Source organism: Vibrio paucivorans, from assembly GCF_054053395.1.
This window is the reverse complement of the sequence record NZ_CM133230.1, coordinates 254,280-267,918: the sequence shown is the minus strand read 5'-3', so window position 1 is coordinate 267,918 and position 13,639 is coordinate 254,280. Positions and strand designations below refer to the sequence as shown.

The window sequence follows — 13,639 nt, the reverse complement described above, 5'->3', positions numbered from 1 at the left end:
AATTCGACTGTCTAAGTTCAGTTTCAAGACAGGCTATTACTGAGCCAACATGCGGACATAGCCGCCCTCTTCCACTTCGAGCGCTTTCGCAACGCTAGCAGAGATGATCACTGTTTCCGTCGCTTGGTCGTAAGCTGCTTTCGCTGCGCCGGCACGGAAGTTTTCAAACGAGGTATTCGAGATTAGATAATCTTGAGAGCTGGTGTGCTCAGCGATTTGTACCTTGGCACGGAACGAGTGGCGTACCGACTCGATATTACGACGGTCACATTCCACCGTAGGGCCCGCATCAAAGATATCCACGTAATTGCGGCAAGTGAAACCTTCGCGCTCCAATAGCTTGAGAGCAGGGCGAGTATTGTCGTGGACCTTACCAATCACTTCCTGGGCTTCTTTACTCAGTAAGTTGATGTAGATTGGCAACTTAGGCATCAAGTCAGCGATGAAGCCTTTCTTACCAATACCTGTTAGGTAATCTGCCATCGTGAAATCAATCGAGAAGAAGTGTTCTTGTAGCCATTGCCAGAACGGTGAGTTACCTTCTGCATCAGACACGCCGCGCATTTCGGCGAAGATGGTATCTGAGAATCGATGTGGATGTTCTGCCATCATTAAGAATCGGCACTTAGACATTAAGCGGCCATTCAAACCACCACGGAAACTTGGACGTAAGAACAACGTACAAATTTCACTGCAGCCAGTGTAGTTATTGCCAAACGTTAGCAGTTTAACCACATTGTTCACGCCTAACTTTGGCGATGAGTGCACCACGGTGCTGATGTGATAAGAATAAAACGGAACATCCCAGCCAATAGAGGCTTCAATACCAGTACAACCCGCTACTTCGCCGGTTTCGCTATCAAAGCCCACCATCAGATAACCTTCATCACCCGGTTCGGTAACGTCTGGCTTTCCAAAGCTGTATTCTGAGTGTTTAATTCGGTTAGTTAACAGTTCTTCGTTAACTGGAAGAGATGTGAATCCGTGACCCGACTCTACCGCACATGTGTGCAAAGCATCGTAATCCGACATTGCAATTGGACGAACAACCAGCATCGATACTCCCTCCTGATGCTAATACCAAATCACCGACAACTGAGCCCCTCACCTTAAGGAGTTCAGCAGTACAAAAGCCATATTGAAAAGTATGGTGAAGTTAGACTTGCTAGCTCGCGTATACTCAGTGCTAAATGCATAGCACATTGTTTTACACACGAAAGCCGTGAACATATGGCTAGTGATATTGGTATAAGGTCAAGCCCGATTGCCTGACCTTATAAGATGTTTTTAATTATTGTGTTAGCGTTGCTAGAGCTTTATCTAGCTTAGCCAATCCTTGTTCAATTTCTTCTTTAGTGATAACCAGCGATGGTGTGAAACGAACCACATTTGCACCTGCAACCAGTACCATCAAACCTTGCTGACCTGCTGCTACAAGCACATCGCGAGCACGACCTTGCCACTGCTCGTTAAGTGCAGCACCAAGTAATAAACCTTTACCACGCACTTCACTAAAGATTTGGTATTTATCATTAAGCTTAGCCAATCCATCACGGAATAGCGTTTCACGCTCTTTTACGCCTTCCAGCGTTTCTGGCTGGCTCACGACATCGACTACAGCTTCTGCTACTGCACATGCCAGCGGGTTACCGCCATATGTAGAACCATGAGTACCGACTTTTAGATGCTGAGCAAGCTCAGTCGTCGTTAGCATCGCGCCAATTGGGAAACCACCACCGAGCGATTTAGCCGTGCTTAGGATGTCTGGTGTAACCCCTAGACCTTGATATGCGTAGAAATTACCCGTACGGCCATTACCCGTTTGCACTTCGTCAAAGATAAGTAGAGCATTGTGCTTATCACACAACTCACGAACTGTTTGCACAAACTCGTCAGTCGGGGAAATAATGCCGCCTTCTCCCTGAAGTGGTTCCATCATGATTGCACAGGTGCGATCTGAGATATGTGCTTTCAATGCTTCAACGTCGTTGTATGGCAAGTGAGTGACATCACCCGGCTTAGGACCAAAACCATCTGAATACGCTTCCTGACCACCAACTGTCACAGTGAAGAAAGTACGCCCGTGGAAACCTTGCTTAAACGCGATAATTTCTGACTTCTCAGCACCATGTACATCCGCTGCCCAGCGGCGAGCCAATTTCAATGCGGCTTCATTCGCCTCTGCGCCCGAGTTTGCAAAGAAGACTTTTTCGGCAAAGCTAACTTCTGTTAGTTTTTTTGCTAAACGAAGTGCTGGTTCATTGGTCATTACATTACTCAGATGCCAAAGCTTGCTACCTTGCTCTGTTAATGCGTTTACCATTGCTGGGTGACAGTGACCTAAACAGCTCACTGCAATACCACCAGCAAAGTCGATGTATTCGTTACCTTGCTGATCCCATACTTTGGCACCTTCGCCTTTCACTGGGATCATTTCCATTGGGTTATAACAAGGAACCATTACCTCATTGAATAAACCGCGCTCTACCTGTTGATTTTCACAACCTGAGTTTTCCACTGTCATTGCACATTCCCTCTTGATACCGCATGCGAGCAGATAAGCGTATTAACCATCAACATTATGAAGGCATATAATATTTTGCATTTTTACTGCTGCAGCATTGTATTTACATTTAATTAACTATTTCAATAGTGAATAATTCTTTTTGCAGCCTCAGTGGCATTCCAATAGTCATTTCACATGACTATTTATGCATCAAGCAATCACTTTTATGAAGCAATTTATTCTTATAGCTAGCATAAGCTGAGGTTAATCATAAGCCAGTAAAGGCTTTAACAGGGAAAGCGAATCGTATTGCGAATAGTTTTGCACAGACTACCCGAGTGTAAATTCATGAAAGAAATGTTAAGAAAGGTGATCCTAAGCAGGATTTATCGGCGAAGAAAGTTCGCGAGGAGCTGGTGACCCTGCTCAGTCTTGATTGATTCAGGATGAAACTGGACGGCATCCAGTGGTAATGATTTATGCTGATAGCCCATGATTTCATCCATTCTGCCATCTTCAAACTCCGTCCAAGCGGTCAATTCAAAGCACTCCGGTAAGCTATCTGCTTTCACAACTAGGGAGTGGTAACGCGTAACAGTCAATGGATTATTCAGACCAGTAAATACACTTCGGTTGTTATGGCGAATTGGGGAGGTTTTACCGTGCATCACTTGGCGAGCACGAACTACTTCACCACCAAAGACCTGTGCAATAGCTTGATGGCCTAAGCACACACCTAGGATAGGTAATTTACCCGCAAAATGTTCAATGGCACTCAGTGAGATACCAGCTTCATTCGGAGTACAAGGCCCCGGAGAAATCACTAGATGGGTTGGATTCAATGCTTCAATTCCGGCTATATCAATTTCATCATTACGAACCACTTTCACCTCAGCACCTAACTCACAGAAGTATTGGTACAGGTTGTAAGTAAACGAATCGTAATTATCGATGATAAGTAGCATGAACTTTAAGGTACGGCTCTAAAGTGAAAACATTTTAAGGGCGGTATTGTGCAATACCAAGGCGGAAAGGCAAGTGTTAAGTCTGCAAATAGTAAAAATAAGGCCAGCATAAGCTGGCCTATAGGGTTTACAGCTTAATGTGACTTATTGTCGGCGACGCCATAACGCTAAGCCAAACAAAGACATCACAGCTCCAAAACTAAAGGAACCCGCCATATTCAGTTCCAATACCGCAGGGTCATGGTCTGAAGAGCGGTAGTGGTCTTGGTACTTAGGTAGGTCGCCTTTGTACTCATCGTTATAGTCAAACAGCGTCGACTCACCACCATTGATATGCCAATCCGTCGCATCCACTACTTTGTGTTTTAAGCTTTTGCTGATCAGCAAGTGATCCAGTGCCCCCACCTCATCATTGTATGAATAACTCCAACTGGTTGGGTGCTTCATTGCGACGGCATTGATGTAACCGTAACTTTCGGTAATCACACCACCTTGGTCACCAAACTGTACTTCACCATCGATGTATGTATTACGTGCGGCTTTGATTTCTTTTCCGTATAGCTCTGCGCTGTAGTCAGTCAGAACCAACATTGGATCTTCCATTCCGTAAGAGTTCATGTCTCCTAGAATGACTTTGTGCCCTTTAACCTCTTTGAGCGCATCACCCAATGCTACCGCTGCAGCGACGCGGAAGTGCTCACACGAACCTTGTTTATCGGCATCAACACCACCTTGTCCACCGTCTTCGACCGGTGCTGCGTCTTCCCAACATTTCGAGCCTTTCGACTTAAAGTGGTTAACAGCAACTGTGATTCTATCGTCTTCGCCTTTCATTCCCTTCATCGCTTTCACTTTGAAAGTCGGAGCTAGCGTATCACGCTGATAGTTTTTACCGTCTTCAATCACTTTACCCGAATCATCAAGCACTTCTGGTGCTTGCTGGCTTGGCATTGGTATAACTAGAGTATCTTTCAGTTTTACGACTTTCTTACGATAGATAACCCCAGTTGTAATCGCATCAGTGCCGACAGAATCATTTTCATCAGTAACGCCATCACCATTTGAGTCTACCGCAACAAATTCATAGCGATCTTTCTTCTTAGGGATACGTAAGTTGAGCTGTTCAACCAGCTGGCGAATCGCCGCACCTTCACCAAAGCCGTTGTTTTCAATTTCCATCAAACCAACAATATCAGCATCAAGACGAATGATCGCATTAAGGATCTTCTCTTGCTGGACTTCAAACTCTTCGTAACTGTCTGCGCCTCGATTATCACCGTGCTGGTTAGCATCACCACCAAATGGCGAGTTGAAGTAGTTAAGGACATTGAAGGTTGCGATGCGTAGATCCCCCTCTTCCATATCCGGGCTATCAGTACGAGGATCGTTGCGAACAAAGTTGTCTTGAGTAAGAAGGTTCGTCGCGATTAAGCGATACTCGTTATAGCTGTAACTCAACACACCTTCTAGGCCAACAACGGTATCATCGATACGAATGTAATCTTCCGTTGAACCATCCTGGTCCACATCAGTGCGGCCAAACTCAGGGTAAAATGGAACTTGGCCATCAGCGGCTTTTTGATCCGATTCGACAAATACGCGACGCTGCGCATTCTCTTCTGACTGTTGCAATGCTTCATCCGAACCTGCAGCAAACATTTGGTTAGGTTGCATGTTGATTCGGCCTTGCGCCAATACCATATTATTGCGGCGACCTGCGTAGTCGTAGCCAAATGTACGAGTAACACGCATGTCCAAAGCTTCGGTGGTCTTAACCAGCATGCCTTCATAGCGCTCTAACGTTTGCTCGAAGTCCTCGTCGCTCTCTAGAATGGTTATTTCAGTCGCTTGAGGCGCAGCTTGTTCACCATGCTTCACCCAATTGTTATTCTCCGCCTTCAACTGAGTAAGGTTGTAAAACTCTTGTACCTTACCCTTAACACACACGACATCGCCAGGCTGGAGATCGGACTGGGACAAATTAGTATAAACAAATAAGCCTTCTGAGGTGTTGTCGTTATAGTCGTCTTCTAGCGCTTGTAGGTAAAAGCCTTTTGTAATACCTGTTGTCACGGCACTTACAACACCTTTGACAAAGTACTCTTCATCGGTGATATATGGGTAGCCGTCGATGAAAGGTGACGTATCCCCTTCACCTTGAATATCTTGGATAGAAGTGAATACTGGCTCTGAGCCGTCCTGAGTACAAGCAAATGCTTCAGGTAACTCACCCGCTTCAAGTGAACCAAGCCCTTCGATATTATCTTTCGCCAATACCGCCCACTGTGATGCTTGATATGTCGCTGATGGCGTAAGATCACTGCGAACTAACGTGGCGTCTTTACCCCAATCAACATCTCCCATCTCACCTAGCATGTCATGAACACTACCATCCGAATTCAGCAGTGCGACAGGGTCATCACCATTGAAGTTAACGACCGACGAGTTATTTTCATCTGTCACCGCTTGAATATCACTGTTCGCACTGGAATGAGAAAGCACCAGTACATCATTTGCAGCAATCACTCGACCAGTTAGCGGTAAAGTTGTGTCCCACGATCCACCGCCATTGCTGGATTTTGCCAACACAAAGTCGTCGAGACTTACGGCTGAATCACCAGTATTGGCAATCTCGATGGCTTTGTTGTAACTGCTACCTTCCACATATTGAGAAAGTACGACATCAGCAGTAGCAGGTACTGACAGCGTTGCGCCAATCGCGAGAGCAAGCAAGCTAGGAGTAAGTTTGGTTTCCATTGTCCACCTCTAAAAATCCTCCTTCAATGTTCAGTCGACATCAAAGAAAGTGTTCCATATCACGTTCGTTGAATTTATAAATGAATTTTGCACGAACAATGTTGGACTTTTAGTTGCAATAGAAAAACATTCACAGTCAGTATCGAGATCGAAATCGCATTAATATCACGAATAGCTGAACCCAGCGCATATTTTCAACAATCCCAGTAAATAGTGGGAAAATTTGGTTAATAAACAATAAGGTGACACAGGATATGCCAACATAAACTTTCGATTTAGTCAGTTGATACCCCAAAAATTCGGACAGATTTGGCGACTATGGATAGCTCAGGCCTAGTGAAATCAGCGCAGCTTCGAGTGCAGGGATTAGCGGCTGATGTTTGGCGTGAAGATAGATGTAAGACTGGGTTTCAAATAACGGCTGTTCAAAACAAGGTTTAAAGTCTTCTGCACCATCGAGCTTGTCATAAGCACCAAACAAATCAATGGGTGCCACGGTAAAATCAGCTCTGCGTTTACGAAGACTATCGGTTAGCAACTTCATACCATCGACCTGAAGAAAGCCAACCTCACTTTTCGCGTATACAAGCTCAAAATACTTAAGCCCAGACAATCCGATCGGCTTTAGTCGAGTGATGTCATCGATAGACAGAGGACACTCTCGATTGGAGAAGACATAAACATAGTATTTCGCTTTATGGATTGGAACCTGAACCGGAATGAGATGAGGGAAATCACTGACCGCCTGGGGCTGACGGAACAAATCGCCGTCCAACTCACCGCTGTTCGCCAACCTTAGCGCCCTTTCTCCGGGGACGACTTTAATCGTCACGTTATGCCCTGCCAGCGTAAAAGCTTCTAACGCCAAACGCATAGATTGGGTATGCTCAAATGCTTTATAAGCTTCCGTCGACATAGCTAGAGCAAGTTGCTCAGCCCGAATACCAACACTGGCTGACAACACTACAACGCACCACCATATTCGCCACATTGCCTTGACCCAAAAGTTCGAATACTCCTAAGTATAGACAGCCAGACAAACAAAAAAGCCGCCACAGATGTGACGGCTTTTCGTGCTATTGATTTGTCTTATGGGCGAGCCACAAAACCTACTGCTTCGTATGCTTTCTTCAGCGTCTCTGCTGCGCGAGCTGAGGCTTTTTCTGCACCCTGCTTCATCACTTGATCCATGTATGCGCGATCGGCACGGATACGGTGGTATTCAGATTGAATCGGCTCAAGCATCGCAACTAGTGCTTCACCAACATCTTTCTTAAATGGGCCGTACATTTCAACGCCTTGGTACTTCGCTTCAATCTCTTCAAAGCTCATACCCGTTGCTGCTGAGTACAAACCCATCAAGTTAGAAATACCTGCTTTATTGTCCCAATCGTGTGCAATACGCGGCGGTGTCTCAGCATCTGTCTGAGCTTTGTTAATCTTCTTGATGATTGACTTTGGCTCTTCAAGCAGAGTAATAACGTTCTTACGGTTATCATCAGACTTAGACATCTTCTTCGTTGCATCTTGCAGGCTCATAACACGAGCATTCACAGTAGGAATGTACGGCTCTGGCACTTGGAAGATTGGTTGCTCTGGCGAGTAGATGTTGTTGAAGCGATTAGCGATATCACGCGCTAACTCAAGGTGTTGCTTCTGGTCACTACCTACAGGAACTTGATGCGCACCGTATAACAGGATGTCTGCAGCCATCAGTACTGGGTAATCAAATAGACCAACATTGACATCACCAAACTGGCTAGATGAGTCTTTCGAGTAACGGGCAGACTTATCTTTAAACTGAGTCATACGACCCAACTCGCCCATTTGAGTGTAACAGTTAAGAAGCCAACCAAGTTGAGCATGCTCTGGTACATGTGACTGAACAAATAGCGTGCTCTTTTGCGGATCAACACCAACAGCAAGACAGATTGCGAGTGCGTCTAGAGTCGCTTCATGCAGTGCTTTCGGATCTTGACGAACCGTAATCGCGTGAAGGTCTACCACACAGTATTGGCAATCGTAGTCATCTTGCATCTGTTGCCATTGACGTAGAGCACCCAAGTAGTTACCGATACTTAGTTCACCTGATGGTTGAACACCACTCAATACGATGGGTTTGCTCATGGGAATGATTCCTTTGACTTCTTATTACGAATAAATGAAAAAAACCGTGTAAACGCAGGTAGTCACTACCTCATCACACGGTTTACTCAGTGTACTCATTAACGAGTATTTTGAAAGATCTTTTATCGCTATTAAGCTGAAACAGCTAAGACTTCTGCTAAATCTGCGATGGTATCTGCGACATAATCTGGCTGAGACACAGAAATTGGCTCACCATGGTTATAACCATAGGTTAAACCAAACGAATGGCAGCCTGCATTTTTTGCGGCAAGAATGTCGTTCTTGGAGTCACCAACCATTAGCATTTGACTCGCTTCGATTTGGTGCTTTTCAAGCAACCACTCAAGCGCCATTGGATTTGGCTTCTTCTCAGGGAACGTATCGCCACCAATCACGTCTACGAAGTATTGCGCAATACCATGCTGCTCCAACACTTCTGGTACAAACTTAGATGGCTTGTTGGTTACTAGCGCCATAATGAAGCCTGCTTTGTGTAGCTCTGAAAGTGTCTCCTTTACCGATGGGTAAAGATGGCTTAGCTTGTGCCCACCTTGCTGATAAAAGTCATCGAACAAAACACGCGCTTTTGCTCTGAGTTCATCACTCAGATCAGGTGACACAGTTAAGTTCTGGCTCAGCGCTCGACCAATTAAGATATCAGCACCATTACCAACATAATCTCGCACTTGTTCTTCCGTTACCGATGGGAAGCCCAATTCTTGAACGGCTTGGTCTGCCGCAACAGCCAAATCCGGCACGCTATCTAGCAAAGTACCATCTAAGTCAAACGCGATAAGTTTGATTGTTTCTAACGACATAATGATTCCAAATTCCTAATTGAAAAAGGGGCGAGATTCGCCCCTAACGTTTTAACTTTTACTTAAGCTGCGTGTGGCCGTTATGCATTTACTTTTGCAAGTTCAGCACGCATTTCGTCAATCACTTCTTTGTAGTTTGGCTGGTTAAAAATGGCAGAGCCCGCTACAAACATATCGGCACCCGCTTCTGCAATTTCACGGATGTTGTCAACTTTAACGCCGCCATCGATCTCCAAACGAATATCTCGACCAGACTCATCAATCATTTTGCGTACCGCACGTAACTTATCCAGAGTATTCGGGATGAAAGATTGACCGCCGAAGCCTGGGTTGACAGACATAAGAAGAATCATATCTACTTTGTCCATGATGTAATCAAGACAAGAAAGTGGGGTCGCAGGGTTCAGTACAACACCCGCTTGGCAACCATGTTCTTTAATCAGTTGAAGGGTGCGATCTACGTGCTCTGACGCCTCTACGTGGAATGTAATCATCGATGCACCTGCCTTGGCAAAATCCGGGATAATGCGATCGACAGGCTTCACCATCAAGTGCACATCAATAGGAGCCGTAATGCCGTAATCACGTAGCGCTTTACAAATCGGTGCACCAAAAGTCAGGTTTGGTACGTAGTGGTTGTCCATGACATCGAAGTGAACCACATCCGCGCCATCAGCCAGCACTCTTTCAACATCTTCACCAAGACGAGCAAAATCTGCAGACAAAATAGATGGAGCGATTAGAAAATCTTTCATACCTGACCTCTTAAGAGTGTGTAGAGCACAATTGCGCAGCGAATTAATATCGAGCGCAATTCTACCTAAGCTCGCAAGGAGATCCTAGCCAATGAAAAGAAATGTTTGAGAGAGATTAGTTAACTGATTGATTCTTTTCAGCGTGGAACAAGGCCAAAAGTTCATCAACTTTATTTCGCCCAGCACCATTGCGACTAATAGTGCGCTTTACTTTCACTACGCTAAGGTCAGCACCATGATATAAGCGACGAGTCAGCTTGGTATCGTGATTCGAAATCAGTACTGGTATATCACGCTGCATGGCTGTTTTTTCGGCCACATCAGCAAGCGCAGCTTGGTCGTCTAGTGAGAAGCCATTACCAGCATAAGAAGTAAAGTTTGCGGTGGTGGAAAGCGGTGCATAAGGAGGATCACAATAAACCACACAACCTTTTCTCGCGCGCTTGAAAGTATCTTCATACCCTTCACACACAAACGTCGCCTTCTTCGCTTTTTCTGCAAAGAACTCTAGCTCAGCTTCCGGAAAGTACGGTTTCTTATATGAGCCAAATGGTACGTTAAAACCGCCTTTTTTGTTGTAACGACACAGACCGTTAAAGCCAAAGCGGTTCATGTATAGAAAGGCTAAGGAGCGATACATTACATCATCGGTGTGGTTAAACTGATGGCGGATGTCGAGGTAAACCTGCTTTTGATTGTATTCCGGAGTAAACCAACGCTTCGCTTCCGCGATGTAGGTTTCCGGCTGCTCTTTAAGCAAATTATACAAATTGATTAGATCAGGATTGATATCAGCCAGCAGATACTGATCGTAATCAGTATTGAGAAAAATAGAACCCGCACCGACAAACGGCTCTACCAGCTTACGAGCAGCTGGAAGATGACGTTGAATGTCTTCTACTAGGCCATATTTTCCACCAGCCCATTTTAGAAAGGCACGTTGCTTCTTCATTTACTGCTCTATCTATCAACCACATAATAAGGCTGCGGAATGTAACATATTTTCACGCTAAGCTCAGCGTTATTTGTCACGATCGATTTCTCGATGCACCTGACTTAACGATTTCGCCCACGGGCCTAGCTCTTGTAGCGATTTAGGCAGTGTCTCTACCGCATCACGCGCAATCTGGATGGTTGGATAATTGTCGTACGTGACGATATACCATTCCACATCATTACGCAGAGTTGGATAAACACGAACTTGGTCTTGTAACTTATGCAGGTCAATGAATTGTTGAACTTCTTCTAGTGAGTTCATCGCAGCCAACTGTAGAGTGTAACTACGCGGCGAAAAGGCTTTCAACTCATCGCGTGCAAACGAGAAACTAATAATGGTTTCAGGCGGCGTTTCAACCACTTCCACTTCAGGAACAGGTTCAGCCACGGCTTCCGCTTGCTGCTGCGCGGCTTCGATTGCATTATCAATTTTCGAAGTATCAACACTCTCGGCTTTATCGACAAGCAAAGCATCAACAACATCAGAAGTAATCACTACTCTTTGCTGGTCGTCGTCAGTGGAGCCAACACTTGCAGTCTCTCCAACGACATCTGGCGGTAAGGAAGAGCTATCGTCTTCTGCCCCTTGGTAACTAGCTTCGGTTTCAGCTTCCATCTCATCCGCGCGACTTTGGTCCGTTTGTGCCGATTCAGCACTCGGCTCGACATCAGGCAAGGTCGGAATCACGGTTTGCTCTAGATTACTGGCAATCTGCTGCGCTTTTTCATCAGGTCCAGGTTGGCTTTGCAGCCAAATAAAGCCACCGGCAATGATCAACAAGATCAATGCCACTAAAGCAGCTATTTTCGCAGGTGAGCCCACTATTGAGCGGATAATAATCCTTTTTTCCACTTTCTGTTCCCCTAACGCCATGATTTCACCCGGTAGCGGGTTCACTTTCTTATATGCATTGCGAACACGCTTTTCCATATCGTCTTCAACAAAGCGAATAACCAAAAACTCAAAGAAGCGTTCCGCTTCATCTTCTGAAAGGCTCTCTATTTCCAACTCAACCGGCTTATGGTCTTGCCCGTAACTTAAACGCGTCAGTAATCCTTCGATACTGTTCGACTTAGCAAACAGCACGACATTGATGGTCCACTTAGGATTGTTTTGCGCTTCCAAAACCAACATCCACAGTTCGGAAATGAAAGTTTCGTTAAGCAGATGAGCATCGTCGACAACAATAACCACATCACAAGGCTCATCGTCAAGAATATGCGTAAGGCTGTCCACGAGTGGGTCTTGTGAACTAAATAGAGAATTGGGTACGATTTGATTGAGAATAGTAGAACGGCGCTGAGCATCATCTTGGTTAGGATGACACATCAGAAGAGACTGATTTTTTTCAGACGCCCATGCTTCTAAGTAGCGTTGCGCTAACCACGATTTTCCGGAGCCTAATTCCCCACCAACCGTGACGAGATTAGATCCAAAATTGGTGAGTAGCTGTAAACGCTCAAGCAGTTCTGATTGAGACTCTAACTCCAACACACGGGATTCATGCGTTAAACTCATTAAGCCGTCCTACAGACAGATTCCTGTCGCTATTAAGTCGATGAAAGGCTTAAGTTTATCAAAAACCTAAGCTTTTCAAAGATAAGATCAAATAGTGCGACAAAAATCGATAGCTTGTTCTAGAACCGATTCCGGCACACCTTTCACTACTTCTGCCGTACCAATGCTAGTAGGAAGGATCAATCTTAGCTCGCCGGCTAATACTTTTTTGTCGCGCATCATGTGCTTCATAAAATCAGCGAAAGACATCGATTCTGGAGTGTGCACTGGTAACTTAGCTTTTTTCAGTATAGAGAGGATTCGCTCTACTTGCTGTTCGGAAATTAAGCCTTGTAGTTGAGCAGCTTTTGCCGCCATAACCGTACCAGAAGAAACGGCTTCGCCATGTAGCCAGTTACCATACCCTAGTTCAGCTTCTATGGCATGACCAAATGTATGACCTAGGTTCAATAAAGCACGAATTCCAGACTCTTTTTCGTCCAACGCCACAACTTCAGCTTTGATTTGGCAACAACGCGCAATCGCATAAGTTAATGCTTGCTGATCAAGAGCATAGAGTTTCTCGAGGTTTTGTTCTAACCAAACAAAAAAATCTTCATCATAGATAATGCCGTATTTGATCACCTCAGCAATACCTGCTGCGAACTCACGTTCAGGTAAAGAGGACAAACACTCAGTGTCGATCACAACCGCTTTGGGCTGATAGAAGGCACCGATCATATTCTTACCTAGAGGATGGTTAACCGCTGTTTTACCACCAACAGAAGAATCCACCTGAGACAGCAGAGTCGTTGGGATTTGTACGAAATCCACACCACGCTGGTAGCAAGAAGCCGCAAAACCGACTAAGTCACCAATCACACCACCACCTAGTGCCACAACCACAACATCTCGGCTGTAGTTGCCTTCAAGAAGGTAAGTCATGATGGTGTTAAACGTCTCTAAACTTTTGTATTGCTCGCCATCAGGGAGCTCAAGCAAGCTCGCATCACAGTTGAGCTGCTCAAGTTGAGAGAGGATTTTATCGGCATACAGAGGAGCCACCGTGACATTACTGATCACGACAACTTTTTTCTTTACCGATGATTTTGAGTTTTCTAAGAAAGAAAGGTGGGCCGAATCATTGAATAATCCGGCACCAATTGAGATAGGGTAGCTACGTTCACCTAGGCTGACCGTAATCCGTTCCATGGTTT

Annotated in this window: 11 protein-coding genes; all 11 read right to left on the bottom strand. The window is 45.2% G+C overall.

Annotated elements, in window-relative coordinates; genetic code table 11:
* Positions 1-36: 36 nt before the first annotated feature.
* Positions 37-1,056, bottom strand: a complete 1,020-nt coding sequence (gene astA / locus ACXABW_RS01225; RefSeq protein WP_252029116.1) for an arginine N-succinyltransferase — start codon at positions 1,054-1,056, stop codon at positions 37-39.
* Between the two features lie 235 nt (positions 1,057-1,291).
* Positions 1,292-2,524, bottom strand: a complete 1,233-nt coding sequence (locus ACXABW_RS01220; RefSeq protein WP_252029115.1) for an aspartate aminotransferase family protein — start codon at positions 2,522-2,524, stop codon at positions 1,292-1,294.
* A 368-nt stretch (positions 2,525-2,892) separates the two neighbouring features.
* Positions 2,893-3,471, bottom strand: coding sequence for an aminodeoxychorismate/anthranilate synthase component II (locus ACXABW_RS01215; RefSeq protein WP_457523636.1), 579 nt, complete (start codon positions 3,469-3,471; stop codon positions 2,893-2,895).
* 144 nt (positions 3,472-3,615) lie between these two features.
* Positions 3,616-6,228 carry an ExeM/NucH family extracellular endonuclease gene (locus ACXABW_RS01210; RefSeq protein WP_457523635.1) on the bottom strand — a complete coding sequence of 871 codons (2,613 nt, stop codon included), beginning with the start codon at positions 6,226-6,228 and terminating at the stop codon, positions 3,616-3,618.
* Between the two features lie 316 nt (positions 6,229-6,544).
* The gene (locus tag ACXABW_RS01205) at positions 6,545-7,219 is read right to left on the bottom strand and encodes a hypothetical protein (protein WP_457523633.1); all 675 of its coding nucleotides are present in this window, start codon (positions 7,217-7,219) and stop codon (positions 6,545-6,547) included.
* 98 nt (positions 7,220-7,317) lie between these two features.
* Positions 7,318-8,355: a tryptophan--tRNA ligase gene (trpS, locus tag ACXABW_RS01200; protein WP_126575787.1), complete on the bottom strand. Its 1,038-nt coding sequence runs from the start codon at positions 8,353-8,355 to the stop codon at positions 7,318-7,320.
* Between the two features lie 131 nt (positions 8,356-8,486).
* Positions 8,487-9,173: a phosphoglycolate phosphatase gene (locus ACXABW_RS01195; protein ID WP_457523630.1), complete on the bottom strand. Its 687-nt coding sequence runs from the start codon at positions 9,171-9,173 to the stop codon at positions 8,487-8,489.
* Between the two features lie 80 nt (positions 9,174-9,253).
* Positions 9,254-9,928: a ribulose-phosphate 3-epimerase gene (rpe, locus tag ACXABW_RS01190; protein ID WP_252029110.1), complete on the bottom strand. Its 675-nt coding sequence runs from the start codon at positions 9,926-9,928 to the stop codon at positions 9,254-9,256.
* A gap of 115 nt (positions 9,929-10,043) precedes the next feature.
* A complete protein-coding gene (locus ACXABW_RS01185) occupies positions 10,044-10,880 on the bottom strand; it encodes a Dam family site-specific DNA-(adenine-N6)-methyltransferase (protein WP_457523628.1) in 837 nt (278 codons plus the stop codon).
* A 69-nt stretch (positions 10,881-10,949) separates the two neighbouring features.
* Positions 10,950-12,443 carry an AAA family ATPase gene (locus ACXABW_RS01180; protein ID WP_457523627.1) on the bottom strand — a complete coding sequence of 498 codons (1,494 nt, stop codon included), beginning with the start codon at positions 12,441-12,443 and terminating at the stop codon, positions 10,950-10,952.
* An 87-nt stretch (positions 12,444-12,530) separates the two neighbouring features.
* Positions 12,531-13,634, bottom strand: a complete 1,104-nt coding sequence (gene aroB / locus ACXABW_RS01175) for a 3-dehydroquinate synthase (protein WP_457523625.1) — start codon at positions 13,632-13,634, stop codon at positions 12,531-12,533.
* Positions 13,635-13,639 lie beyond the last annotated feature (5 nt).